Consider the following 26656-nt stretch of genomic DNA (forward strand, 5'->3'; position numbering starts at 1 on the left):
CTGAGGTCCCTGATGCGTTTCCCCGTTTCCTCGCGCACGCTGCGCACCCTGTCCCTGGTGGGCGCCTGCTCGCTGTTCGTCGCCTGTGACTCCGACGACAAGCCGCCCGTCACACAGCCCCCGCCGCCGGACACCACGCCGCGCACGCTGACGCTGCTGCAGACGAGCGACCTGCACACCAACATCTTCCCGTGGGATTACTTCACCGGGAAGCCGGACGCGAAGCGCGGCCTCGCCAGGGTGGCCACGCTCATCAAGCAGGAGCGTGAGAAGAACCCGGACTGCACGCTGCTCTTCGACACCGGTGACACCATCCAGGGCTCGCCGCTCGGCACCTACTACGCCCTGGTGGACAACGCGCCCAAGCACCCCATGGCCACCGCCATGAACGAGCTGGGCTATGCCGCCATGGCCCTGGGCAACCACGAGTTCAACTACGGCCAGGACGTCCTCAACAAGTTCAAGGGCGAGGCGAACTTCCCCCTCCTCGGCGCGAACGTGCGCAAGAGCGCGGACGGCTCCGAGGCCTTCACGCCCTACATCATCAAGACGGTGTGCGACGTGAAGGTCGGCATCCTCGGGCTGGTGACGCCGGGCGTGGCGACGTGGGAGCGCAAGGACAACATCAGCGGGCTGCGCTTCGAAGACCCGCTGGAGACCGCGAAGACCTACGTGCCGAAGATGAAGCAGGCCGGCGCGGACGTGGTGGTGGTGGCCATCCACAGCGGTCCCGACAAGCAGCCGGTGGGCAGCGCGAGCAGCCCCGAGTCGTGGCTCGCGGACTACGCGGACGCCACGAAGTGGACCGACCGGGGCAACCTCCCCGGTGAGAACGAGGCGGTGCAGATCGCCCAGCAGGTGGCGGACGTGGACGTGCTCCTCACCGGCCACACCCACCAGCCCATCCCGAAGATGCTGCTGAAGAACCAGGACGGCCGCGAGGTACTCCTCACGCAGCCCAACCGCTGGGGCAGCCACCTGGCCAACGTGCAGCTCAGCGTCACCTGGAACGGCGAGCGCTGGGGCGTGGAAGCCCACGACTCGCAGCTCCACGCGGTGGACGAAAATGTGGTGGAGGATGCCACCGTCAAGCAGCTCACCCAGGCCTACCACGACACCACGGTGGCCTACGTGAACCAGAAGATTGGCAGCACCACCGCGGCCTTCACGGGTGGCTTCGCCGGACGCTACGTGGACAGCGCCCTGGGGGACCTGCTCAACATCGTGCAGGAGGAGGCCGCGGAGGAGGCTGGCTTCCCCGTGGACCTGTCCGCGACCGCCCTGTTCTCCAACAACGTCGCGCTGCCGGCGGGGGACGTCACCCTGCGCGACGCCTACAGCGTCTACATCTACGACAACACGCTGTACGTGATGGAGATCAACGGCTCCATCCTCCGGCGCGCGCTGGAGATGAACACGCTGTACTTCAAGCAGTTGGACGCGGCCAACCTGCCCGCGAAGCCCGAGGACGCGAAGGCCACCACGCCCGTCGTCGCGGACTACAACTGGGACCTCTACTCGCGCATCGACTACGGCTACGACCTGACGAAGCCCGCGGGCTCCCGGCTCACGCACCTGCGCTTCCAGGGCGTGGACGTCCGGGATGATCAGGTCTTCCACATCGCCGTCAACAACTACCGCGGCGGTGGCGGCGGTGGGTACAGCATGTTCAAGGAAGGCCGCATGCTGTGGTCCTCCGCGGACGGCGTGCGTGACTACGTCGCGCGCTACATGCAGACGCACCAGAACCTGTCGCCGGAGGCGGTGAACACCTGCAACTTCACCCTCCTGCCCGACCTCTACACGCCGTACTACGGGGCCACGCTCGGCCCGGCGAAGTGCGCGCCCTGAGGTAGGCCCGCGGACTTCACGAGGAGGCCTGCCGCCTGACCCATCAACGCGGGTTTTGCGGCAGGCCATCCCCGATTTCGTAGTAGTCGCCCTTGTCGGCCACGAAGATGTGCATCGCCAGTCGGGTGTCGGTGGGCGCATCGAATGCGCCCATGGCGATGGCAATGATGTCCTTCTGGAGGGGATCCCAGAAGAGGGACGAGCCACAGGTCGAACAGAAACCCCGCCGCACCTTTTCGGAGGAGCGGAACCAGGTGACCTTGTCGGCGCCGTGGATCGTCACGGCGTCGCGGGGAACGTCGGTGGACGCCCAGAAGTGCCCTGATTGCTTGCGGCATCGCGAGCAATGGCAGGCATCAGGTGGACGCAGGGGGACGGTGACCTCGAAGCGGATGGCGCCGCAAAGACAGGATCCTTTGTGCATGCCTCAGTCTAGCGCGGCGGCCATCACGGTGGAGGTGGCGCACGAGACCTCGTGGGTTCAGTACACCACCACTGAGGCGTAGACACTGGTGCCGTTCGTGTAGGCCACCAGGGCGCCGCCGTTCGACGGGAGCGCCGCGACCGCTGGCGCGGCGCCCGGCCCCACCGTCCTGGCATCCGTGGCCAGAATCATGGCGGCCCCCACGAGCATCCGGTCCAACTGGATGTCGCCCGTCCCCCGCTGGGAGGCGATGTAGCCGTTGCCGAGCGCGTCCGCGTCAATCGTCCGGAGGGGGCCAGGACCGACGTCCGTGGGGAGGCCCGGCACCTGGGTGCTCGTCCCCGGCGCGGACACCGGGATGACGTCCACGTTGTTGTCCCCGAAGGAGCCCGTGACGTAGATGAAGCCGTTGGAGCCCGTCCAGTCCGAGAAGAAGGCCTGCCCCGGCGGGGAGCTCTGCGGGCCGAAGCTGGTCCCCTGGTCGCTGCTGCGGCGGATGCGGAAAGAGGGGTCGTCGCTCACCGAGAAGACGTCTCCGCTGATCTTGTCCACGACGACGTCGAAGTAGGCATTGTTCTGGGCCACGTCCGTCTCGCTGAAGTCGTTCGCGCCTCGCGCGAAGTTCCGGAGGACGCGCACCCCCGCGTTGCCTCGCGAGACGGAGATGTAGAGGGCGTCGCCCATGGAGTCCAAGCTGAGGGTGGCGTTGGCCACCGAACTGAGGGTTCGCGGCGCATCCCAGCTCGCCCCCGCGTCGACGGTCCGGGTGAACATCAGCACGCCCGGGCTCGCCGTAGCCGCGACGTAGGCGACCCCCGTGGGGCCGCCTTCAATCGCGACCTCCGCCACGTTGGTCATGCCCAGGGGAGTGGGCCCCACCCAGGTCTGGCCACGGTCTACGCTCACGCTGACATGGACCGCGCCTTCGCACTTCATGACGACGTAGAAGCGCCCCAGTGCATCCACCGCCACCTTGCGCCCCGTGTTCGTGTTGGCCGTGGTGCAGTTCAGGGTCCCGCTGATGAGCGTGGAAGGCACATTCGAAAAGGCGTCCAGCTGGCACGCGGCGTCGCAGCCATCCCCGGGGGTCGTGCCGCCATCGTCGCACTGCTCTCCCGTGATGCTGTCGACCCGACCGTCGCCGCACACCTCCACGCCCTGGCAGTCCGCCCGGCAGCCGTCCCCCGCGACGCGGTTGCCGTCGTCACACACCTCACCCGAGTCGACGTAACCGTCGCCGCAGACAGGCGGCGCCCTGACGGTGATGCTGACCGTGGCGGTATTGGAGGTCAGCGCGCCGTCGCTGGCCGTGAAGGTGAACGGGTCCTCTCCATGGAAGTCCACGGCCGGCGTATAGAGCAACTGGGCGCCCGTCCCGGACAGGGTTCCGTGAGCAGGAGGAGCCGTCACGGTGAACGTGAGCGCGTCCCCTTCCACGTCCGTGGCCGCCAATGTGATGGGCGTCGACGTGTTGTAGCTCACCGTCACCGCGGCGGAGGCAGCCACGGGCGCGTCGTTGACCGGACTGACCGTGACCGAGACGGTGGCCGTTGCCTGCTTCTTGCCGTCGGAGACCGTGACCTGGAAGGTGTCCTCTCCGGCGAAGTTCGCGTTCGGGGTGTACGTCACCGACGCCCCTGAGAGCGTGAGCGTGCCATGGCTGGGCGCGGAGTAGGAGTAGTCAAGCGCGTCGCCATCAGGGTCCGCCGCGGGGATGGTGATGTCCACCGGGTGGTCCTCGGGGGTCGTCGCGTCAACGTCCTCGACCGTGGGCGCTGAGTTGTTGTCGCAAACGCTCGGCGAGCCCGTACAGGTGTAGCCCGGCTCCACCAGGCAGACGCTGTTGCAGCCGTCTCCAGAGAGCTGATTGGCGTCGTCACAGATTTCGAACCCGCTGACTACGCCGTCACCACAGACGACCCGCAGGGACGTCTCCACCGCGTCCACCAGGTAGAGCGCGAGCAGCGCGCCCCTCAGGCGCACGTAGCGATAGGGCACGTTGCCCGGGTACGTCGCCACCGCCACATGCGTCCCCAGGCCCAGCTCCACCAGGTGCAACGAGCTGGAGCCAATGAAGGTCCCATCCGCCTTCAGGAAGTCCACCTGGGCCACCAGCGCCAACGACAGGCCCTGGTAGTAGACGCGCAGGTCGCCGGTGCCTTCCTCGCCCTGGCCCAGGTCCAGCACCAGTGCCGTGTTGAACAAGCCCAGCAGTGTCGCGGCCTGCCCGTCCGGAGCGCCCAGCGCCGCGCTGGCGTTGAGCACCGTCGCCGTGGTGCCTGACGCCACCGCGTCTGCATACGGGTCCCACGTCAACGAGGCTTCCAGACGCTCATGCGTCAACGCCCCCTCGTTCGCTTGCGACACCCCATCCTCTGGAGGACGTACCTTCTCCTCCAAGGACTCCACACCACACGCCCCCAGCGACAGGGCCAGCGCCACGCCCAGCCCCCACGACCACAGCGCACCAGGACGGCTTCGCATCGGGTGTCTCCCCCTGAGGAGCAGGATGAAGCCCGGAATGGACCGTCCCCCTCATGGAATGAACGGCGCCATTCCCTACTCCCGACCGCTCGGCGCGCAACACTCGGACGGCCATTGTCCTCCAGCCACCAGCCGACAAGCACTCGGGTGTCATGGACACCGAGAATTGTCCTTATCCTCCGAGGACCTCAGGGCGCCTCTGCCGGTGCCAGGCCTTCGCGCACGGGGGCGGTGCGCGTCCGGGAGATGAGCAGGTAGATGGCCGGCACGAAGTAGAGGGTGAAGAGCGTGCCGAGCGCCATGCCCGTCACCAGCACGAGCCCGATGCTGTTGCGCGCCGCCGCTCCCGGCCCTGAGACGAGGACGAGCGGGAAGTGGCCCGCGACGGTGGCCACGGTGGTCATCAGGATGGGACGCAGTCGTTCAGACGCGGCCTCCCGCACCGCTTCGAGCTTCGTCTTGCCTTGCTCCTGGAGCCGGTTGGCGAAGTCGACGATGAGGATGCCGTTCTTCGCGATCAGCCCCACCAGCGTGACGAGCCCCACCTGCGAGTAGATGTTGAGGGTGGTGGTGAAGCTGTCGGTGAAGTAGGGCATGGTCGGGTTCGGCATCTTCAGGAACGTGGTGATCAACGCGCCGAAGAGCGCCAGGGGCACCGACCCGGCGAGGATGATGAACGGGTCCCTGAAGCTGTTGAACTGGGCCGCGAGCACCAGGAAGATGAGCACCACCGCGAGCATGAACGCCGGGAGGAACGTGTTGCCCTCCACGCGCAGCTGCCGGGACTCGCCCGTGTAGTCGATGCGGTAGCCCGCGGGCAGGATGCGGCCCGCCTCCGTCTCCAGGTACGTGAGCGCCTCATCCAACGGCCGGATGGCCACGCTGCTCAGCTTGACGGCATTGAGCTGCTGGAAGCGGTTGAGCGACCGGGGCGCCACCGTGTTCTTCAAGGTGGCGATGGACGACAGGGCCACCAGCTTGCCGTCCGGGCCGGTGACATGGACGTCCTTGAGCTGGTCGGGGTTGAGGCGGGAGACGCGCAGGACCTGCGGGATGACCTTGTAGCTGCGGCCGGAGATGTTGAACCGGTTGACGAAGTTGCCGCCCACCGCCGCGCCCAGGTCCTGCCCCACCGTGCCCAGGTCCAGTCCCAGCTGCGCGACCTTCTCGCGGTCCACCTGGACCTCCGACTGGGGCTGGTCCAGCTTCACGTCGATGATGGGCGGGAAGGCGAACAGCCCGCTCTGCGTCGCCTTCTCCTGGAGCTGCTGCGCGAACCCCAGCAGCTCCTCCGCCTCCGCCGTGGACGCGATGACGATCTCCACCGGGAAGTTGCCACCGCCCGGAAGCGCGGAGGGCTGGATGACGAAGGTCTGGACGCCCGGCAGGACGTTCACCCGCTCCTGCGTCTCCGCCAGCACTTCCGCCGCGGAGCGCTTGCGCTGCTCCCACGGCTTCAGCGCCAGGCCCCAGAACCCGCTGCCCGGGTTCATGATCTGGAAGATGAACCCGGCCTCCGGCATCGCCAGGAGCGTCTTGCTCACCTCGCCCATGGACGGCGCGAGCTGATCCAACGTGGAGTTGGACGGGGTGCTGACGATGCCGAACACGATGCCCTGGTCCTCCGTCGGCGCGAGCTCCGTCGGCGACTGCGTGAACATCAGGACGCCGAGCAGGCTCAGCACCACCCACGCGGCATAGACGGGCCCCCGCGTCCGCAGCGAGCTGTCCAGGCTGCGTGCGTACGAGGCCCGCAGGCGCTCGAAGGCGCGGTTGACGACCCCCGCGAGCCCCTTGTCCTCATGGCCCGCCCTGAGGAGCGCGGCGGACATCATGGGCGAGAGCGTCAGCGCCACCACGCCCGACAGGGCCACGGCCCCGGCCAGTGTGAGCGCGAACTCACGGAACAGCGAGCCGGTGAGCCCACCCTGGAAGGCGATGGGCGCGTACACCGCGGCGAGCGTGAGCGTCATCGCGATGATGGGGCCCACCAGCTCCCGCGCGCTCTTGAGCGCGGCGTTCACCGGGCTCAGTCCGTCGCGCAGGTGGCGCTCCACGTTCTCCACCACGACGATGGCGTCATCCACGACCAGGCCCACCGACAGCACCACCGCGAGCAGGGTGAGCAGGTTCACCGTGAAGCCGAACATCTGCATCAGGAACACGGTGCCAATCAGGGACACCGGGATGGCCACCACCGGCACCAGGATGGAGCGCACGGAGCCCAGGAAGAGGAAGATGACCACCACGACGATGAGCAGCGTCTCCCCCAGGGTGCTCACCACCTCGTCGATGGCGTTCTGGATGTACTCCGTCCCATCGAAGGCGATGCTGGCGTGGATCTGCTCCGGTATCTCCCGTTGCAGCGCGCCCATCTCGTCGCGGATGCGCTGCATGACGTCCAGCGAGTTGGCGCTGGGCAGGGACCAGATGCCGATGAAGACGGCCTTCTGCCCATTGAGGGTGACGTCGTTGTCATAGTCCTCGGCGCCGAGCACCACGTCCGCGATGTCCGAAAGCCGCACCACCGCGCCGCCGTCCTTGCGGACGATGAGCTGCCGGAACTCCTCCACGGAGCGCAGGCTCGTGTTCGCCGTGAGGTTCACCTGGACGAGCGAACCCTTCGTCTGGCCCACGGCCGCGAGCGAGTTGTTGCTGGCGAGCGCCTGCCGGACCTGGCTGGGGCTGACGTTGAGCGCGGCCATCCGGTCCGGCTTCATCCACACCCGCATCGCGAACGTGCGCGCGCCGAGGATGTCCGCGCGCTGCACGCCCTCCACCGAGGACAGCCGGGGCTGCACCACCCGCACCAGGTAGTCGGACAGCTCGTTCTGCTGGAGGAATTCGGAGGTGAAGTTGAGGTAGGCGACGGCGAACTGGCTGTCCGCCGACTCGATGCCCATGACGGGGACCTGCGCTTCGGGGGGCAGGTCCCCGCGCACCTGATCGACCTTGGCGCTGATTTCACTCAAGGCCCGGTTGGAGTCGTAGTTGAGCTTGAGCCGGGCGCGGATGATGGAGACGCCCTGCAGGCTCTGGGATTCGACGTAGTCGATGCCGTCCGCGGCGGCGATGACGCGCTCCAGCGGCGTGGTGATGAAGCCGCGGACCAGCTCCGCGTTGGCGCCGACGTAGGCCGTGGTGACGGTGATGTCGGCGTTCTCACTGCGCGGGTACTGCCGCACGTTGAGCGAGCCCAGGGCCTGGAGGCCCGCGATGACGATGAGGAGGTTGACCACCAGCGCCACGACCGGGCGGCGGATGAACAGGGCGGTGAAGTTCATGGATTCGCCTTCCTCTGCCCTACGGGTTCACGGGCTGGGGCGCGGCCTCGACGGGCGGCGCCAGCGCGTTGTTGAGGACGACGGCCGCGCCATTCTTCAGCTTGAACACGCCGCTGCTGACCACGCTCTGCCCGGCCGTCAGGCCCGACGTCACCTCGACGAAGTCGCCCCTGCGCTCCCCCAGCCGCACGAACTGTTGCCGCGCCAGGAGGGCGGGCTTGCCCGCGGCGTCCTTTCCCTCGGAGAGGGTGAACACGGAGTCTCCATAGGGGGCGAAGAGCACGGCGGTGGCGGGGATGGCCACCACCGGGTGGCTGGCCTCGGCGAGCACGTCGATGTTGGCGAACATGCCCGGCAGGAGCCGGCCATCCGCGTTGGGCACGGTGGCGCGCATGCGCACGTTGCGTGAGGACAGCTCCACCTCGGGGTTGATGGTGGTGAGCTCCCCCTCCCATGCGTTGCCAGGGAAGACGTCGACGCGGACGCGCACCTTCTGCCCCTGCTTCACCTGGGCCAGCGCCTGCTGGGGAAGCTGGAACTCCACCAGGGCGGGGGTGATGGACTGCAGGGACGCGATGGGGTTGCCCGGGGAGACGAGCTGCCCCAGCTCCACCTGCCGGATGCCGATGCGGCCCTCGAAGGGCGCGCGGATGAGCTTCTTCGCGATGAGGGTGCGCAGGTGGGCCACCGTGGCCTCGGCCTGGACCGCCCGCGTCCGGACGGCGTCGAGCTCCGACTGGGTGTTCGCACCCTGGGTGTGGAGCTTCTCCACGCGGTCCCGGGTCAGCCGGGCGAGCTCCGCGTCCGCCTCCGCCCCGGTGAGCTGGGCCGCCTCGCTGGAGGTGTCGAGCTGGACGAGCACCTGGCCCTTCTTCACCGACGCGCCGTTCTCGAAGCGGATGTCGCTGACGACGCCCGGCAGCTCCGCGCTCAGCGTCACACCCCGGAGCGCGATCACCGTGCCGACCGCGCCCTGGGTCGCCTGCCAGCCGAAGGACTCCGCCTGGGCGGAGGTGACGGATTCCGGGGGCTGCACGAAGGCTTCACCCGCCTGGATCATCGCGACGATCTGCGCTCCCTTGACGGCGACGAGCCCCGCGATGACCGCGAAGAGGAGCAGGACGCCGACGATCCACCGCTTGAGGCGGCTGACGGGGCGCGTACCGGAGAGGGGCACTTCAGGGGACGGGGCAGAGGGCGAGGCATGCATCGTGGGCACTCAAGAGCGCTGGGTTGCGCAGCCGTGTCAGGGATTGCGCAGCCGTCTAGCCGAACCGCCCCGGGTTTGCGCCCTTGAAAATGCGATTTTTTTGCTACCTCACGGGTCGGGTATCAGGTGCGAGGGATTGTCCAGCGGAAACTGGAGGACCGGTCGCGGGGACGTTCCCAGGGCTCGTTCCGTCGCATGCCTGGGCGGACAGTCAGCCCGCGGATGACTCCGAGTGCAGGCGGTCCTCCTGGTGTGTATGGGTTCAGGAGGAGAGGCCCACACCTGCGTATGTTTTCCGCAGGAGGACGGCTTCACCCGGCTGGGGCCTGCGGTGGGCGCGGCGGCCGCCGGGGCGAAGTCCACGCCCCCTTGAAGCACGCCCCGGCCTGGGGCGGGGAGGCCGGCTGGTCTCGCGGGGGCGGTGCGCATGGCCTACGCTGGGTCCCCAGGACCCGGGCTCCCGCCGGGAGGAGAAGCGATGCTCGCCTGCGTGGATGTGGACTACCGACCGGACCTCACCGTGGCCGCGTGTGTCCTCTTCCGTGCCTGGACGGCCTCCACGGAGGCCGGGCACCTGGTGGAGCACGGCCCGGTCGCGGCTCCCTACGAGCCTGGCCAGTTCTACCGCCGGGAACTGCCGCACCTCCTGCGCGTGCTCTCCGGGGTGCAGGAGCCGCTGGAGGCCATCGTGGTGGACGGCTACGTGTGGCTCGGGGAGGACAAGCCGGGCCTGGGCGCCCACCTGTACGAGGCCCTCTGCCGCGCGGTGCCCGTCATCGGTGTGGCCAAGACGCCCTATGTCACCACCGGCCCGGCGCTGCCCATCGTGCGCGGCCAGAGCCTGCGGCCCCTGCTCATCACCGCCATCGGGATGGAGACCGCGACCGCCGCGGAGCACATCCGGCGGATGCACGGCGCCTGGCGCATGCCCTCATTGCTGAGCCGGGTGGACCGGCTGAGCCGTGAATCCTGAAGCGGTGGCGCTGTCTCGGTGCCACCCGGGCGCTCCACCAACGGGAAGGGACTGGTGACCGCTGTCATCAGGTGGTGCTCGCCGTCATCGTGCGAAGCGCCACCGGGGGCGGGAGCGCTCGTCCCAAGTGCCTGATCTTCCGAGCGGAGGACTGCCCGGCAGGTCGTGGGCAGCGAGGCCGGGTGTTGGCATGTGCCGTGCTCTAGGTCCAGGCAAGCCGCGCAACGGCGGTCCTGGTGCTGCTTCCAGGGCTCGCCCTTCCCCTGGGTCTGAAATGTCCATCTCGCTCCTCAACCGCTCGTCGCTCTCCACTCCCCCCTCGAGCCGCTCCAACCTCAAGCCGGTCACCTCTCCGGCGGAGAGCGTGAAGAGCACCCAGGCGACGCAGCCCGGGAACGAACTGTTGCGCAAGCTGATGACGGACTCCTTCGAACAGGGTCCGAGCGCGTCGGGAGGCCTGGAGAAGGCGCAGGGGCAATTGTCGCAGCTGCTTGGCGGGATCGCGCAGCTGGTGAAGGCGCTGGAGACGCAGGCGACGGGAGGGCAGGGCGGCGGCGACCTGGGCCTCGGGTCGCAGGAGCTCGCGCCCAGCCTGGGGGATGAGGAAGAGGGGATGGCCCCCGCCATCCAGGGTGCTCCCGCGGTCACCGACGCGGCCCCGACCCAGGGCGCGGTGGACCCGATGCATTCCAACCGCACCAGTGACGCAGGGCCCGGTTTCGGCGCGCCGTCGGCCGGGTCCACCGAACAGGTGAGCGCGAGTGAGCCGTGGCTGGCGCGCAACAACGTCGGCTCGCCCTACAACAGCAACATGCTGCTCATCGACCCGAGCAAGAAGGGCGACTACAAATACACGAACACGTTCGCCAACAAGACGAACCAGCCGCGGACCGTGACGCTCTGGAACAAGACGGGGGAGAAGGGCGGCCCGAACGACGGGCAGCACTTCGACAAGAGCACCCCGAAGACGTTCACGTTGCAGCCCGGCGAGTCGAAGCTCGTGGCGTTCGACACCAACAGCAGCGTGGCGTGGTGTGTCTCGAAGGACGGCTCGGCGAAGCCGAACGCGAACTCCGGTCAGACCTGGGGTGAGGCGACGTTCGCGAACGCCGGCACGGGCTGGAGCGGCTACGACACGAGCCAGATCAGCCCCGCGGGCCACAATGGCAAGATGTCCATCTCGAACGAGGCCAATGGCCACACCGTGACGGAGGCCAATGCCTGGCAGACGCCGTCGGATGACCCGGCGGGCCTCGACGTGGGCGTCCCCGCCGGCCCGCTGAACCTGACCACGGTGTTCAGCTGAGCGGACGGAGGGAGTAGGGGAAGCAGGCCCGTTCGCTGCACCCCGGGGCCCTTTGGCTGCTCCCGTTCGGAAGTGGCCCCGGGTTCGGGCGTAGAGTCCACGGTCCGTGGACTCCACCTCTCTCGTCGCGAACTCCGTCCCGCCGTCCTCCGCGACACTCCGCCCGGAGCGCTCCGGCTCAGCGCTGCTTCCGCTGGCGCGCCGCCTGCCGTTGCTGATGCTCGCCTTCGCCGTGCCAGGCATCATCACCGCGAGCCACACCTGGTTCTATGCCCAGGCCAAGGACTCCACCTATCCTTTCGGCAGGGCGCTGCTGATGCAGGTGCCGCCCTGGCAGTACTGGGCTTTCGCCACCCCGCTCATCCTCGCGCTTGGACGGCGCTTTCGCCTGGAGCGCGGCGTGTGGCCCCGCGGTCTCGCGGCCCACCTGACCGCCCTCGCCGCGTTGATGGTCCCCTACGTGACGCTCATCTACCTCCTCTCCCGGGCGACGGGGGAGACGTGGCTCAGCGAGAACTCACTGGGCCAGATGCTGCCCCTGATGATGGCCAAGTACAGCGTCCTGAGCCTGCTCATCTACGGCGGCATCCTCTCCATCGGCTACGCCGTCGACTACCACCGCCGCTACCGCGAGGGAGAGCTGGCCCAGTCCCAGTTGGAGACGCGCCTGGCCCAGGCACAGCTCGAAGCCCTGCGCGCCCAGCTCCACCCGCACTTCCTCTTCAACACGCTCAACGCCATCTCCGTCCTCGTGCGAAAGCAGGACACCGTCGGCTCCATCCGGATGCTCACTGGCGTCAGCGAGCTGCTGCGCATGGCCCTCCACAACACCGGCCGCCAGCACGTCCCCTTCCACGAGGACCTCGACTTCCTGGAGCGCTACCTCGACATCGAGCAGACCCGCTTCCAGGACCGGCTCCAGGTGGTCCGCGCCATCGACCCCGCGACGCTTGGCGCGCTCGTGCCCAGCCTCATCCTCCAGCCCCTGGTGGAGAACGCCATCAAGCACGGCCTGGCCACCCGCTCCGGCGCGGGACGCGTGGAGCTGCGCGCCTCGCGCGAAGGTGCGCGGCTGGTGCTGGAGGTGCTCGACGACGGCCCCGGGCTTGTCTCCGGCTGGGACCGCCGTGACGGCTGCATCGGCGTCGCCAATGTGCGCGCCCGCCTGCACCAGCTCTACGCGGACCGCCACGCCTTCACGCTGGAGAACCGCGCGGGGGGCGGTGTGCGCGCCCGCCTGGAGCTGCCCTTCCAGGCCGCCCCGTCGGAGGCGCTCGGGACATGAACGCGGCCGCCGCCATCCGCACGCTCGTCGTGGATGACGAGCCCCTGGCCCGCGAGGGCCTGCGCCTGCTGCTGGCCACGGACCCAGAGGTCCTCGTGGTGGGCGAGGCCGGCAACGGACCGGAGGCCGTGCGCCTCATCCGCGAACAGCGGCCGGACCTCGTCCTGCTCGATGTCCAGATGCCGGAGCTCAACGGCTTCGAGGTGCTCGCCCGCCTGTGCCCCGGCGAGGTGCCCGCCGTCATCTTCGTCACCGCGTATGACCAGTACGCCCTGCGCGCCTTCGACATCCACGCGCTCGACTACCTGCTCAAGCCCTTTCGTGACGACCGCTTCCACGACGCCATCGGCCGTGCCAAGGCCCAGATCCGCCTGACGCGCATGTCCGACCTCAGCCAGCGGCTGATGTCCGTGCTCTCCACCTACGGCGAGCGTGACGGCACTCCCGCCCTGGTGACCCCTTCCACCCCGACGGAGCCCTGGGTGCGCCGGCTCGCCATCCGGGACACGGGCCGCGTGGTGTTCCTCGACGTGGACGAAATCGAATACATCGAAGCCGCCGACTACTACGTGCAGATTCACGCGGGCGGGAAGGCCTACCTCCACCGCGAGACGATGCAGAGCCTGGAGGCACGCCTGGATCCGGAGCGCTTCATGCGCATCCACCGCTCGGCCATCGTCAACTCGCGCCGCATCCGAGAGCTGCGCAGCGAGGGCCGCAGGGAGCTCGTCGTGGTGCTCACCGGCGGAGCGGAGTTGCGCGTCGCTCGCAGCCACCGCGAGAAGTTCCAGCACCTGCGCTGAGCCGCGAGGCTCGCGGCACGGGCACCGCGCATGTCGCGCGGGCCGTTCGCCGCACTCAGGCGCCGGTTCGCCGCACGCCTGTCCCCACCGGCTGAACCCTCCACCTCCGCGCTGAGCCTTGCCTCACGCTGGGCTGCCGAGGGTGCTTGCCGCGCCCTCGGGTGTGCTCGGTCCGAGCGCCACACCTTGGAATAGGAATCCTCCATGTTCGATTCATCCGCAGGGGTCAGGCGGTTCGCGCGCGCAGTGGCTTCATCCTTGAGTCGAAGCGCCCTGGTGGCGTTGCTCGCGATGACCTCCGCTCGCGCCGCGCCGACCGGGTCGTATCCGCTGCCTCCCAGCTCTTCCCGACATGGGGCGCAGCTCCAGCAGGCACGCGCCTTTGCTCAAGAGCTGCTCAAAGGCAAGCAACTGCCGGGACTCTCCGTGGCCGTCGCCCATCGCGGGCAGATTATCTGGTCCGAGGGCTTTGGGTTCGCGGACCTGGAGCAGAACGTCCCCGTCACACCGCTCACCCGCTTTCGCGTGGGCAGCGTGTCCAAGGTACTCACCGCCGCCGCCGTGGCCCGTCTGGTGGAAGAGGGGCGCCTGGACCTGGATGCGCCCATCCAGAAATACGTGCCTTCGTTTCCCGTGAAGCCCTGGCCCATGACCACCCGTCAGCTCGCCGGACACCTGGCGGGCGTTCGTCACTACGCGGACAAGGATGAAGTCATCTTCAAGGAGGCGAAGCACTTCAGCAGCATCACCCAGGCCCTGAGCCTCTTTCAGGACGACCCGCTGCTGTACGAGCCCGGAACGAAGTACACCTATTCCAGCTATGGCTGGAACCTGGTGAGCGCCGTGGTGGAAGGCGCCGCGCAGGAGGAGTTCCTTCGCTATCTCCAGCGCGCCGTCTTCGAGCCACTGGGCATGCGCCACACCCTGGCGGACCATGCTCAGCAGTTGATTCCCCACCGCACGCGCTTCTACGCCAATGGGCCCTTGGGCACCCACCAACATGCCCCCCACGTGGACAACAGCTACAAATGGGGCGGTGGCGGTCTCCTCTCCACCGCGGAGGATCTGGCCGTGTTCGGCTCCGCCCACCTCCAGCCCGGCTTCCTTCGCAAGGAGACCCTGGCCCTCCTCTTCACCTCGCAAAAACTCAAGTCCGGCAAGGAAACCGGCGTGGGCATTGGCTGGCGGATCGGCGTCACCGCGCAAGGCAGGCGCATTCTTCACCACCGAGGGGCCATCGAGGGCGGACGCACCATGCTGATGCTCTTTCCAGACTCCCAGCTCGTCGTCGCCCTGCTGTCCAACACCTATGCGGATTTCGCCGAAGAGCAGGCCGCCCAGCTCGGAGAGATCTTCATCTCGCCAGACAGGCTCATGCGTGAAGCTGCCCAGGGTCCCGAGGGAAACCGTTCTGTGCCGTGCCAGGAGAGAAGAGCAGGCCATCAAGTCGGCGCCCAAGGACGGTGAAGGCGAGGCCAAGAGCGATCGCTACGATTGCACAGAGCGCGACCAGGGGCCGCGTCCACGAATACCCCGCGAGGTATGTGGAGACATCCGCCAGGAAACTCGTAAGGGTGAACCAGATTCCGAGCATCAGCGCCGCCATGCGGGGAGAGAGCGCAGTTGAGAATCGAGCCCCAGCAAGCGGTACGACCAGCGGCTCGGCGACCGCGCTAACGCCGTACGCCAGCGCCATGAGCGATCCCTGCGCATTCCAGAGGAGTGGGAGTGCCGAGAGTGCTCCAATCAAAAGCCCCACTCCCAGCACGCGAAGCACCGTGACGTGGTGCCGTCGCCTGAATGCCCAGATGAGGCCGCTCGCGGTAAGTGCCACGCTTGCAATGACAATCGTTGGATTGAGTGTGTAGGCGGCCCGGTGCTCCTCGCTCCCTGGCTCCCCTGGAAGCGCTTTGAAGAGAAGAATCTGGGAGAGGAGGGTGCCAAGGTATGGAAGCGCCAGGAGGAACATGAGCGTCAAGCTTCCAAAGAATGGGCGGGCAAGCGGGGTGCCCTGCGAGGGGGCTGCTTCGGAGGCAGGAAGACGACGCAGCAGGAGGGTCAACGCCACGGCAAGCACCGTTGCTGTAAGTGAGAGCCCGGCCATGACGGCAAACCCCAGCCGAAACCCAGACGCACGTGAGAACTCCACCATCGTGGGCAAGAGAAGCGCTCCGACGTTCATCGCGCCATAGCCCAGGATGAAGGCCGCGCTGCAGAGGACTTCCTGCGGGCCACGAAGCTCCTCCGCAAGGAGGGTGTAGAGCGCAGGAAGGCTGAGCCCCTGGCCCAATCCAATGAAGATGAAGGCGAGCGTGGCCATGCCCGCGGACGAGGTCTGTGCGATGATGATTTGACCCACCGAACACATCATCAGCCCGGAGATGAGGGGGATGCGCGGGCCAAGCATTGCCGCTAAGGCACCGCCAACAAACGGCGTGCCGAGCCGGAACAGAACCATCGCGCTGACCAGCATCGATACCCTGTCCCCGCTCATCCCCATCCCTCCCGTTTCAACGTCTTGGAGGGCCAGGCTGACAACCATCGGACGCGTCGCGAAGTAGCCGATGCGCTCCAGCAGGATGATCACAGGGATGGCGAGGAGTAAGAGATTTCGGCGTGAGTTCATTGGCACCTGAAGCGTGCCAGCAGGGAGCCCCAAGTCTCAACCATGGGGCGTCGGAAGTTCCGGCACGCTGTTCGCGGGGCGAGTCGTTGACCCGCACCCCGCGTGCCAGCGCAATGATGGCTCGGGTGCAGGCCTGGCGCAGCGGCGCGCCAGGGTCATGAAGGCCAGGCGAGCCGCACCTTCGTCCCGTGGGGCTCAAGGGTGCTGATGGACATGGTCCAGTTGAACCGACGCGCCAGCCGCTCCACGAGCGACAGGCCGATACCGAAGCCCGCGTGCTCGGGCTCGCCCCTGCCGAAGCCCACGCCTGTGTCGGAGATGCTCCAGCCCTCGGGCACGATGTGGATGACGATGCGCCCCTGGCTCGTATAGGCGAGTGCGTTCTTGATGAGGTTGCCCAGCATCACTCGCGCCACGGACCCTGGAAGTGGCGCGAAGACCTCCGCTTCCGCCTCGATGACGAGTTCCACGTCGCCGTGGGAGAGGTGGTCGCCGTACAGCGCGACCATCTCGCGGGAGATGCCCACCAGCCCGCACGATTCGTCTGAGCGGCCTGCTCGGGCCAGCCAGAGGATGCCCTCCGTCAGCAGGCCCATGTGGTGCACGGCCTTCCGCAGACGGCCGAAGGTCTCCGCGTCCGTGGGTGGGTCCCGCTCCAATATCTCCACCGCGCCCTGCGCCACGGCGAGGGGCGTGCGCAGCTCATGGCTCGCGTCCCGGTTGAAGGCGCGCTCCCGCTCCAACAACGCCTGGATGCGGGCATCTCGGACGCTCAGGGCTTCGGCCAGGGCGTGCACCTCGGTGACGACGACGCCCTCTGTTCGCGGCGGAGTGTCCGACCGGACTTGTGCCACGAGCTGTTCCAGCGGATGGCTGAGCCTCCTGGCGACGACATGGGAGAGCCCCGCGGCGCCCAGCAGGGCCAGCAGGGCACTGGCCAGCAGCAGTCCGGACGTCCGACGCAGATGGCGGGTGGTGCTGGTCAGCTCCGTCGTGTCGAAGACCACGTAGCGCGTGGGGCCCGCCGCCGCGTCCGGTCGCACCGCGACATGGAAGTGGCCATGCTCCAGGGTGAAGACCTCGTGTTCGCCCCCAGGTGTGTCCACGGGCAGCGCATCCCCGATCCAGGGCGGAAGGCTCGTGTGGCCCACGTAGGTCTTCATCCCAAGCGTGGCGGCTTGAGGCGCCATGCCCGCGTCATCGGCGCGTCCGTTCGCCGCGGTGGCCACGAGCCGATCGAAGATGGCGTCTTCGAGGTCGTAGCTGAAGAGCGTGAAGAACGCCCCCATCAGGATGAGCGCGAGCGTCGCGGACAGCGCCATGGCCCCCAGGAGGAGTCCTCGAACCGACCTAGTCCTCGCGCGCATCCAGGCTGTATCCCTTGTTGCGGCGGGTGGTGATGCAGGCGTTCATCCCCAGTTCGGTGAGTGCTCCGCGCAGGGCATAGACGTGGGTGCGCAAGGCACTGGACTCCGGCGCGTCGTCCCCCCAGAGGTGGTGGGCCAGCGTGGCCGGCGACACAGGCTCGGGCGCGGCCTCCATCAGCAGCCTCAGGAGGAGTGCCTCGGTCCTGTTGAGGCGGACGGTGCGCTCTCCTCGCCGTGCCTGGCCGGTGTCGGGCTCCAGGGTGAGGGGCCCGACCGTCAGTCGTCGTCCGCTCGGAGGAACGGGCCGTCGCGCCAGGGCTTCAAGACGCAGCCGAAGCTCCCTCAAGGAGAACGGCTTGACGAGGTAGTCATCCGCGCCCGCGCGAAAGCCCTCTTCCTTGTCTTCGAGCGTGTCCCGCGCGGTCAGCATGAGGATGGGCACCAGCCGAGGGGCGAGCTGTCGGTAGTGGCGGCACAGCTCGATGCCGCTCATGCCTGGCAGCATCAGGTCCAGCACGATGACGTCGTATTCATGGCTCAGCGCGAGCGTGAGTCCCTGGGGCCCGGTGGCGGCGAAGTCGAGCTGGAAGTCCGTCCCCAGGAACCTCGCGATGTTGGCCTGGAGGTCACGGTTGTCTTCGACGACGAGCACTCGCATGAGCGGGCAGGGAACCTCTGGAGGAGAACGGTGACAGGCTGCCATCCGCCACGTCAACCGAAGGTCAATCGTGTGTTGACGCGTGCCTGACGCGGGGGCGGGCAGGGTGGCGGGGCTTCTCACTTCTGGGAGTCCCGCGATGACCCGCCTGCTGTCGCTGTGCCTGCTGCTTCTGTCGGTTTCCGTGGCCCGTGCCGCCGACCCGGGGACGTCATTGGACGTTCGCGGCGCGGATGGAGAGCGCATCCCCACGCGGGTACTGGAGCCGGAGAAGGGCACCGCGAATCCACCCATCGCCGTCCTCCTGCATGGGCTCACGCGCCGCAAGGAGGACTGGCTGTCGGACGAGGGGCCGACCCATGGAGGTGTGCTGAAGGACGAGCTGCTGCGGGCCGGGTACCGCGTCTACCTCCTCGATGCACGACGGCACGGAGAGCGGGCGACACCGGAGGCCCGGCCGGGGGCGCTCGCCAGGCTGGCCCATCAAGGCGAGCCCTCGCGGTACGTGGCGATGATTGCCGACACCGTCCGCGATGCCCAGGCGCTGCTCGCCGCCGTGCTCGCGAAAGGCAAGCCGCCTCGGGTCCTTGTCGTCGGGTACAGCATGGGCGCCCAGGTGGGACTCCTGCTGGCGGCGCGTGAGCCTCGCGTCACCCACCTCGTCACGATGGTCCCACCCCACATCGAAACGTCGATGGAGGAGATCGCCCCTTCACGACACATGGCGAGGATTCACCAGGACTGGCTGCTTCTGACGGCGGACAAGGATGACTTCGCCCCTGTCGTGGACAGCCGCGCCTTGTTCGATGCCGCCCCGTCCCGCCGCAAGACACACAAGACCTTCGACAGCGGGCATGCCCTCCCACGGGAGTACCTGGACGAGGTGCGCCGCTGGCTCCACGCGGACCACCGGGGGCCGGGACGCAAGGTGCCCTGAGCGCGTCTGACGCACGCCCGATACATGGGGCTGCACTGATTCACGCCATGGGCACAGCCCCATGCCGCGGACGGTCAGATGTCGGCCGCCGCGCCATCGAGCCCGGCAGCGCCTGCTCCAACCGCGGATGTCGCGATAGACGACGACGGGGGCTCCTGAGGACTCAGGAATCGGCATCATTGTGGGAGCCTGATGCTACTTGATTGCCCGTGCATAGCGGCCCGGAGACTGGCCCACGTGTCGGCTGAACGCCGTACTGAAGGTGCTCGCCGAGCTGTACCCGACGCGCTCGGCGACCTCAGCGATGGCGAGCTCCCGGCGGCGAAGCAGCCCCCTCGCAACGGCCATCCGCCAGTCCAGCAGGTACTCCATCGGGGGCAGACCCACGGTGCGCGTAAAGCGATCGAAGAATGCCGAGCGCGAAAGCGACGCGCTCTTCGCGAGCTGCGCCACCGTCCACGGCCGCATGAGGTGACCGTGCATCTGCCGTATCGCGGGTGCGAGCCGCGCATCGGCCAGACCGCGCAGGAGCCCTGGAGGCGCGTCGTCGCTCGATGTCGACCGCAGCGCCTCGATGAGCAGTAGCTCCACGAGGCGCGTGAGCACGAGCTCGCGGCCCGAGCGCTGTTCGCTCGTCTCGTCGCCGACGAGTCGCACCAGCACCGAGAGCCGCTCCACGCCGCGCACGTGCACCAGGGCCGGGAGCAACGACACCATCAGGGCCGCGTCAGGCGAGTCGAAGACGAAGTAACCGCCGAGCAGGCGCACGTCGGGACGGCCGCCACGCGTGCCGTGACGCACCTCACCCTTCGGAGAGGGCGTCACCTTGGGGTCGACGCGCTCGGGGGTCACCGGCTCGAAGCCGGACATGGTGAAGCCCGGCGTCGCCGGCAGGAGCACGAAATCGCCCGCCACGAGCGTGAGGGCGGGCTGGCCGTCGACAGCGAGTCGGCAGCGCCCTTCGAGCACGGCACAGAAGCTCGGCTGGCCAAAGTCCGAGTAGCGAACACCCCAGCGGCCCGCTCCGCTGATGCCCTTCGAGAAGACAGCTCTTGGCTGAAGCAAGGCGATGACTTCCGAGAGCGGGTCGGTCATGGCTGGACTCTAGCAAAAGAAATATGGACTGCGCGTGGTGGAGAGTCCTGTCGGCCGCAAGTACCTTGGGATCCTCAACGCCGCGCGAATCGCGGCAAGGAGCCGACATGAAGGCGACGTATGGATTCCGGGCGACAATGACTGCTCTTCCGGGAAGAGGCGCCGCACTGGCTGGCCTGTTGCTCTCCGCGGGAGGGCGGTCATGAAGACGGTGCTCATCACGGGGTGTTCCTCCGGCTACGGACTCGAGACCGCGCGCCACTTTCACGCGCAGGGCTGGAACGTGGTCGCTACCATGCGAACGCCACGCGAGGACGTCCTGCCTCGTTCGGACCGGCTGCGCGTGGTGCCGCTCGACGTGACAAAGCCCGAGAGCATCGCGGCGGCGTTGGAGGCGAGCGGGCCCCTCGACGTGCTCGTCAACAACGCGGGCATCGGGCTCATGGGGGCCTTCGAGGCCACGCCGATGGCCACGGTGCGTGACGTGTTCGAGACCAACGTCTTCGGTGTGATGGCGATGACGCAGGCGGTGCTGCCCCAGTTTCGCGCACGCAGGTCGGGAGTGATTGTGAACGTGACGTCCAGCGCGACGCTGGCGCCGATGCCGCTGGTGGCCGTGTACACCGCGAGCAAGGTGGCCATCGAGGGGTTCACGGCGTCGCTCGCGTTCGAGCTCGAAGCCTTCAACCTGCGCGTGAAGCTCGTCGAGCCGGGCTATTGCCCGGGCACCCGTTTCACGAGCAACGGCGGCCCCCGCATGGAAGGGCTGTTTCCCGAGGCGTATGCGCCTTTCGCACAGCGCATCTTCGCCTCATTCGGGCAGCCGGCCGAGGTGACGCGCGAGTCCGACGTGGCTGAAGCGGTCTGGCACGCCGCGAACGACACGTCGGAGAAGCTCCGTTTTCCCGCAGGTCCCGACGCGGTCGCGCTGGCTCGGTCGGCGTGAGCAAGCTCAACGATGCAACGAATCCCGCGAGGCGCATCAGCTCGGGTGGACCCTCAGGGCCTCTTCCCGCCTCCGCGTATGCGCCCAGTGCGCGACGGCGATGATGACCGGGAACACCAGCTCCGAGATGAGGTAGCCGAGCCAGCGGCCCGTTGGCTCGGGCAGGCCGACCCTGCTCATGGACAGCAGCCGGCCCACCGCCGCCATGAGAATCGAAAACGAGATGAGGTAGATGAGCGTCCTCTGCTGACGGATGGTGATTGCCGCCCAAAGACAGATGACGCCCATGGACAGATAGATGCCGCCCATGAATCGATGCAGGTTGTCCAGGCGGGGCGTCGTCTCAGGCTGGCCCATGAGCAACTGGACGGAGCCCCCGAACAGCGCGATGGCAGCCACCAGGAACAGACAGACCTGCACGATGCGTTGCGTTACCGGCATGATGTTTCTCGAATGGGAAGTGCCGCGACTCCGGGGCACCTTGACAAGGGTGACGTCAGCAAAGCAAGTCTGATGCCGAGTGGAGTTCAAACAGACTGGGCGGTTGCGCGAGGCCCGGAGCGATGAGTGAACCCGCGTTTCGCCAGGCAGCCTGCGGCCAATTTCACCATGTCATTCACGTTGACAGGTTCCGGGAGCCCACGTCGCCCCGTCAGGACGACCTTGCTCCGCGATGGTCGGTACCGCGGCCGATCCTGAGCCGGTGAAGAAGTCGATCAGCCCGTGCGGAGCGTTGTCGCCGAAGCAGAGCCGGACGAGGGTCGTGGCCTCGGCGGCTTCGTGTGCGCTCCGGACGAACATGGCTTCCTCGTACTTGGCGAGCGCGGCTTCGAGGTCGCCTCGGTGCGCGGCAATGGCCTTGCCGAGCTCGGCGCCGTCGTACATCGCGAGGTTGGCCCCCTCACCGGACGGCGGCATCAGATGCGCGGCGTCGCCGAGAAGCGTCACCCCGGGCACGCGCTCCCACCGATGTCGGGTCGGGAGCGCATGGAACAGGCACGGATCCTCATTGTCCCGCCGCCGGGCAGGTCGCGGGCTCGAGGTAGAACGCTTCCCACGCACCCACGTCGGTGGGATTGCAGATGCCCACGTTGCCGCCATTTCCGCTCTGGATGGGAGCGCCGGGGGTGGCCTCCTTCCAGTTGCGCGCGTTGCCCGTCGACGCTTCGAAGCCATAGCGGTTGCGGCCGCCGTGGACGCCGCAGTCGTAGCGGGTGAACGGCTCCGCCGTGTTGAGCGTGGCGCTCACGGTGAGCTGGTCCGCGACCACCGCCAGGTACGCGCCGCTCGCTCCTTTGAGCTTGTACTTCGCGCCGCTCGTGACGAGCTCGAAGATCGCGCCACCGGTCTGCGTCGCGCTGATGGCGGCCACCTTGCCGGCGCCGTCGACGGTGAGCCACTGGTCGGTGCGCTCGCTCTGGATGCGGAAGCAGCCCGCACCGCCGCCGGTCTCGCTGTGGCACGTCGCATCGCAGCCATCGCCCGAGAGGGTGTTGCCGTCGTCGCATTGCTCGCCGCTCTCGACGGTGCCGTTGCCGCACACGGGGCCGGTGCTGCCATTCGGGCAGGTCACCGGTTCGAGGTAGAAGGCCTCCCAGGCGCCGCCATCGGTCGGGTTGCAGGCGCCGCCATTGCCGCCGTCACCGCTCTGGATCGGACCGTCCTGCGTGGTTTCCTTCCAATGGGGCGCGCTCCCCGACGAAGCCTGGAAGCCGACGCGATTGCGCCCGCCATAGCCGCAGGGAAGCTGCGTGAACGACTCTCCGCTGGCGAAGTTGGCGCTCATCGCGAGCTGGTTTGTCACCACCGCCAGGAACGCGTCGCCTGAGCCCTTGAGCTTGTACTGGGTACCGTTCGGAACGAGCTGGAAGACCTGCCCTCCTGCTTGCGTCGCGCTGCCGGCGACAACCTTGCCCGCGATGTCGACGGTGAGCCACTTGTCGCTGCGCTCGCTTTGAATCTGGTAGCAGCTCCCGCCCGAGGTCTCGACGAACGTGGCGGTGTAGGTGGCCGCGCTGCCAGGCGTGGTGAAGGTATGCGATTGCGCGCCGCCGTCCGACCACGACGAGAACGCCCAGAATCTTCCGTTCGCGTACTGCGGCGAGTCGACGTCCACGGAGCGGACGACGCCGACCACGCCGGTCGTGTCATGCGGCGCCGCGAACGGCCGCCCGTCCATCAGGACTTGCAGCCCGCTCGGCAGGCTGGTCACCGTGAGGGGGATCGTGACCGGGAGTACGTCGCGGTACGTCGTGTGGGTGAGGCCGATCGAGTCTCGCACCGTGAGCCGCAAGCGATACCAGACGTTGGCCGAGCTCTCGCCGATGCTCGGAATCGGCCAGCTCCCGCTCGCGATGCCGGTGGTCTCGGTCATGGCTGGATGCGTGTGGGTGTCGTGATGAAAGGTGATGCTCCAGGTCATCGCGCTCGGCGGCAGCGCGCCATCCTCCACGTCGCTGGCCGAGCCGGAGAACATCATGTGGGTGGCCGCGGTGTAGGTCGCTCCCGCGACCGGCGTCGCAATCGTGGCCACTGGCGGCTTATTGGACGTCACCGTCAGCACCGCTGCGGCGCTGGTGGTCGAGCCAAGCCCGTTGGTCACGACCACTCGGAAGAGCGCGCCGCTGTCGGTGAGCTGCGCGGCGTTCAGCGAGTAGCTCGGCGAGGTCGCGCCGGCGATGTCCATGCCGTTCCGCTGCCACCGATAGGTGAGGGGCGGCTCGCCGCTCGCCGACACCGTGAAGGTCGCCGGATTGCCGACCGATACCAGCGTGCTCGCCGGTTGCTGCGCGATGCTCGGCGGCAGCGAAGCCGTGTAGGCGATGCGACCCACCTGGCCTGCGCCGCGCGACAGATAGTAGAGCGCGCCGTCGGGCCCCACATCGAGGTCCACGGGCCCGGCCGCGGCCGTCGCGAACAACGAATGCGCGCCGGAGTTCGGGTCGATGCGCGAGATCCAATTGTTGGTGTAATCCGCGAAGAAGTATTGACCGACGTACGCGCTGGGAAACGCAGGGACCGGTGGGTTGTAGAATGCACCACCGGCGATGCAGTTTCCGGCGGCCGTGCCGACGCCATGCGGATACGCGAAGAACGGCTGCGTGAGCCCCGGGCGATTCGTGAAGTAGCCTTCAGTCATCGGCCAGCCGTAGTTGGCACCGGCCTGGCCGCGGTTGATCTCTTCCCAGCCGCCTTCGCCCACGTCGTTGATGAACAGGGTCCCCGTGCCGGGCTGGACGTCGAAGGTGAAGGGGTTGCGAAGCCCCATCGCCCAGGTCGCCTTGGCAAGCCCGGTGGCGGCCGCGTAGAACGGATTGTCCGTGGGAATGCTGCCATCCGAGTTGAGGCGCAGCAGCTTTCCGAGTGGCGTGTTCAGGCTCTGCGAGTTGGAGGAGACCGCGTTTTCGCCGACCGAAACGTAGAGCTTGCCGTCGAGCCCGAAGCGAACCGCGCCACCGTTGTGGTTGGCGGCGTCGAGCGTCGGAAGGTCGGCGAGCACCAGTTCGCTTCCGGGGACCGCCACATTGCCGTTGGCGGTGAAGCGGCTGACCCGATTGTGGATGCTGCCGGCGATCGACGTGTAATAGACATACAGATAATGGTTGCTGGCGAAGTTGGGGTCGAACGCGACGCCCATCAGCCCACGCTCGTTGTCGTCGTCCACGGCGAGCGTCACGAACGGAGTCGCCAGAAGCTGGCCGTTCGCGACGATGCGCAGCGAGCCGTTCTTCTCCGAGACGAACAGGCGCCCGTCGGGCGCGAAGGTCATGGTGGTCGGTCCCTGGAGGCCACTGACGAAGACGGAGTCGGCGAAGTTGGCGTCTTGAATGACCGCGCCCGCGCGCGAGACCCCGAGCTCCAAAGGCTCCGGCGTCGGCGGCATCGAACAGCCCACGACGAGCGAGAAGACCGCGCACACGACGAAGAGCGGCCTGGGACACCACGCTCGTACACTCGTTCTCGCCTGTGATTGCATCGCTGCTTCTCCCGGTTGAACAGGCTCACGCAGCCCGTGGGCTGCGTGAATGCTGATGGTGCTGTCGGGTATTACCTCGAAAGCACGTTGGCCGGGAAAACATATGGATATGAATGCCTGACCGGGCAGGCACAGGGGCATGTCAGGCCGTGTGGAAGACCTTGGCGAAGAAGTTCTCGATGCGCGACTTCTCGGGCGCGAGCGTGTTCGCGGGCGAGGCCACGCTCGCGGCGTTGGCGAGGGCGGGGCGCAGGCCCGACGCGATGCCCGGCTTGACGTGGTGGCGGAGGTCGACCGCCACGTCGGACTTCAGGTGGGTGCCCACACCTGTGGCGACATTGACGTCCGCGGAGTGCTTGAGGAAGCCATTCTCCAGCCCCACCTTGCCGCCCGCCTGGGCCGCCGCGCCCGCCACCGCGCCCCCGGTGACCGAGCCGTGCAGCCGGCCCACGTGCCCGCCCGCCGTGGCGTACGCGCCCGCAGTGGCGGCCGCGCCCACCTGGCCCGAGAGCATCGCCGTGGCCGTCTTCGGGTCCAGGCTGGCCACGCCCTCGGCGTAGGCGGTGGCGGAGGCCTTGGCCTCGCCCTTGACGTACCCGCCCACGTGCCGGTTGAAGTCATGGCTCGCGCTCGCCGCTACGCCCACGCCCGTCTCCGCCTTCGCCGTCAGCGCGCCCGTGTAGGCGTGCTCGTTCCTGTCGAGCGACACGCCGGCCTGGGCCTGCCCCTTGAAGGTGTTCGCCTCGGCGGTGAGTTGGCCGCTCGTCACGCCCAGCCGTCCCGCGTGCGTCTTCTGCAATTCGTAGGCGGCGTGGGGGCCGTTCACCTCGGCCTGGGCCGAGTAGTGGCGCACGCCACCGCCACTGTGGCTCGTGGTGGAGGCCTGCATCGAGCCCACGTTGCCGCTCAGCTTGCCGCCAGCGAAGGTGTCCTTCTGGAAGGGGTTGCCCGGCCTGTCGACGAGCATGTTCTGCCGGGCTCCTGGGGGCGGCGTGAGCTTGTTGTCACCGCCGCTCACGTTCACGTCCGAGGCCTGGCCCGTCGTCTTCTCCCAGGGGCTGTAGGCGGGGCCACCCTCGGGCATGCCCGGGTGCTTCACGGGCTTGGACTCCGGGGCCGTGGGCGCGCTCGCGGCGGGCCGGGTCGCCGCAGGCTTGAGGGTCTGCGAGGAGGGCGCCGAGGCGGGGAGCGTGGCGGCGCGCGCCGGAGGCTTGGGCCTGGACCCCGCGGAGGAGGGGAAGGTCGAGGAGCGAGACAAGGTCGAACCGAGGCGGGAGGTACGCATGGCAGGTTCCTCAAGAGGTGCGGCGGAAGGGGTCGGTGCAGCGATGACCTGTCCGATTGCATCCGACATGCCATGCTCAAGTCGAACGATGTGGACAAGGCACCTCCATGGTTTCAAAGGGTTGGCGGGAGGGGGCCCCGAAGGCG

The 26656-nt window shown here is 68.0% G+C and carries 20 protein-coding genes; 8 read left to right on the forward strand and 12 right to left on the reverse strand.

The genetic code is table 11. The features are described 5' to 3' along the window. Window positions 1-12: 12 nt before the first annotated feature. Window positions 13-1851, forward strand: a complete 1839-nt coding sequence (locus OV208_RS26770; RefSeq protein WP_267576740.1) for a bifunctional metallophosphatase/5'-nucleotidase — start codon at window positions 13-15, stop codon at window positions 1849-1851. A gap of 43 nt (window positions 1852-1894) precedes the next feature. Here OV208_RS26770 and OV208_RS26775 read toward each other — a convergent pair whose 3' ends face one another. From OV208_RS26775 to OV208_RS26790, 4 genes are all read right to left on the reverse strand, one after another. Continuing rightward, window positions 1895-2275: a GFA family protein gene (locus OV208_RS26775; RefSeq protein WP_267576741.1), complete on the reverse strand. Its 381-nt coding sequence runs from the start codon at window positions 2273-2275 to the stop codon at window positions 1895-1897. A 57-nt stretch (window positions 2276-2332) separates the two neighbouring features. Beyond that, window positions 2333-4759, reverse strand: a complete 2427-nt coding sequence (locus tag OV208_RS26780; protein WP_267576742.1) for an Ig-like domain-containing protein — start codon at window positions 4757-4759, stop codon at window positions 2333-2335. 188 nt (window positions 4760-4947) lie between these two features. Next, on the reverse strand, window positions 4948-8043 hold the full coding sequence (locus OV208_RS26785; RefSeq protein ID WP_267576743.1) for an efflux RND transporter permease subunit: 3096 nt from the start codon (window positions 8041-8043) through the stop codon (window positions 4948-4950). Between the two features lie 19 nt (window positions 8044-8062). Further along, complete coding sequence (locus OV208_RS26790; RefSeq protein ID WP_267576744.1) at window positions 8063-9253, reverse strand: efflux RND transporter periplasmic adaptor subunit; 1191 nt, start codon at window positions 9251-9253, stop codon at window positions 8063-8065. A 478-nt stretch (window positions 9254-9731) separates the two neighbouring features. Here OV208_RS26790 and OV208_RS26795 point away from each other — a divergent pair, with 478 nt between their 5' ends. The 5 genes from OV208_RS26795 (at window position 9732) to OV208_RS26815 (ending at window position 15087) form a co-directional block, all read left to right on the forward strand. Continuing rightward, window positions 9732-10226 carry an endonuclease V gene (locus OV208_RS26795; protein ID WP_267576745.1) on the forward strand — a complete coding sequence of 165 codons (495 nt, stop codon included), beginning with the start codon at window positions 9732-9734 and terminating at the stop codon, window positions 10224-10226. 274 nt (window positions 10227-10500) lie between these two features. Beyond that, the gene (locus OV208_RS26800; protein WP_267576746.1) at window positions 10501-11532 is read left to right on the forward strand and encodes a hypothetical protein; all 1032 of its coding nucleotides are present in this window, start codon (window positions 10501-10503) and stop codon (window positions 11530-11532) included. 106 nt (window positions 11533-11638) lie between these two features. Further along, the gene (locus OV208_RS26805) at window positions 11639-12817 is read left to right on the forward strand and encodes a sensor histidine kinase (protein ID WP_267576747.1); all 1179 of its coding nucleotides are present in this window, start codon (window positions 11639-11641) and stop codon (window positions 12815-12817) included. Further along, window positions 12814-13620 (forward strand): LytR/AlgR family response regulator transcription factor, encoded by an 807-nt coding sequence (locus OV208_RS26810; protein ID WP_267576748.1) that lies wholly within the window; start codon window positions 12814-12816, stop codon window positions 13618-13620. The genes OV208_RS26805 and OV208_RS26810 overlap by 4 nt, the downstream gene beginning before the upstream one ends. A gap of 258 nt (window positions 13621-13878) precedes the next feature. Continuing rightward, window positions 13879-15087 carry a serine hydrolase domain-containing protein gene (locus OV208_RS26815; protein WP_267576749.1) on the forward strand — a complete coding sequence of 403 codons (1209 nt, stop codon included), beginning with the start codon at window positions 13879-13881 and terminating at the stop codon, window positions 15085-15087. Here the strand turns inward: OV208_RS26815 and OV208_RS26820 are convergent. From OV208_RS26820 to OV208_RS26830, 3 genes are all read right to left on the reverse strand, one after another. After that, complete coding sequence (locus OV208_RS26820) at window positions 14993-16246, reverse strand: hypothetical protein (RefSeq protein WP_267576750.1); 1254 nt, start codon at window positions 16244-16246, stop codon at window positions 14993-14995. The genes OV208_RS26815 and OV208_RS26820 overlap by 95 nt on opposite strands. A 155-nt stretch (window positions 16247-16401) precedes the next feature. Further along, window positions 16402-17568: a sensor histidine kinase gene (locus OV208_RS26825; RefSeq protein ID WP_267576751.1), complete on the reverse strand. Its 1167-nt coding sequence runs from the start codon at window positions 17566-17568 to the stop codon at window positions 16402-16404. Between the two features lie 28 nt (window positions 17569-17596). Further along, the gene (locus OV208_RS26830; RefSeq protein ID WP_267576752.1) at window positions 17597-18271 is read right to left on the reverse strand and encodes a response regulator transcription factor; all 675 of its coding nucleotides are present in this window, start codon (window positions 18269-18271) and stop codon (window positions 17597-17599) included. 139 nt (window positions 18272-18410) lie between these two features. Between OV208_RS26830 and OV208_RS26835 the strand changes: the two genes are divergently transcribed. Further along, window positions 18411-19208: an alpha/beta hydrolase gene (locus OV208_RS26835; RefSeq protein WP_267576753.1), complete on the forward strand. Its 798-nt coding sequence runs from the start codon at window positions 18411-18413 to the stop codon at window positions 19206-19208. Between the two features lie 195 nt (window positions 19209-19403). Here the strand turns inward: OV208_RS26835 and OV208_RS26840 are convergent, their stop codons facing one another. Next, window positions 19404-20303 (reverse strand): AraC family transcriptional regulator, encoded by a 900-nt coding sequence (locus tag OV208_RS26840; protein WP_267576754.1) that lies wholly within the window; start codon window positions 20301-20303, stop codon window positions 19404-19406. A 202-nt stretch (window positions 20304-20505) separates the two neighbouring features. On the opposite strand from OV208_RS26840, the gene OV208_RS26845 reads away from it, so the two are divergent. Beyond that, window positions 20506-21249 carry an SDR family oxidoreductase gene (locus OV208_RS26845; protein WP_267576755.1) on the forward strand — a complete coding sequence of 248 codons (744 nt, stop codon included), beginning with the start codon at window positions 20506-20508 and terminating at the stop codon, window positions 21247-21249. A 36-nt stretch (window positions 21250-21285) separates the two neighbouring features. On the opposite strand, the gene OV208_RS26850 is transcribed toward OV208_RS26845, so the two are convergent. The 4 genes from OV208_RS26850 to OV208_RS26865 form a co-directional block, all read right to left on the reverse strand. Next, on the reverse strand, window positions 21286-21690 hold the full coding sequence (locus OV208_RS26850; protein ID WP_267576756.1) for a DUF4345 domain-containing protein: 405 nt from the start codon (window positions 21688-21690) through the stop codon (window positions 21286-21288). 171 nt (window positions 21691-21861) lie between these two features. Next, complete coding sequence (locus OV208_RS26855; protein ID WP_267576757.1) at window positions 21862-22197, reverse strand: FAD-dependent oxidoreductase; 336 nt, start codon at window positions 22195-22197, stop codon at window positions 21862-21864. Window positions 22198-22255: 58 nt separating this feature from the next. After that, window positions 22256-25168: a PQQ-dependent sugar dehydrogenase gene (locus OV208_RS26860; protein WP_267576758.1), complete on the reverse strand. Its 2913-nt coding sequence runs from the start codon at window positions 25166-25168 to the stop codon at window positions 22256-22258. Window positions 25169-25367: 199 nt separating this feature from the next. Then, window positions 25368-26510 (reverse strand): hypothetical protein, encoded by a 1143-nt coding sequence (locus OV208_RS26865; protein ID WP_267576759.1) that lies wholly within the window; start codon window positions 26508-26510, stop codon window positions 25368-25370. Window positions 26511-26656 lie beyond the last annotated feature (146 nt).

Source organism: Corallococcus sp. bb12-1 (assembly GCF_026626765.1).
GTDB lineage: Bacteria > Myxococcota > Myxococcia > Myxococcales > Myxococcaceae > Corallococcus > Corallococcus terminator.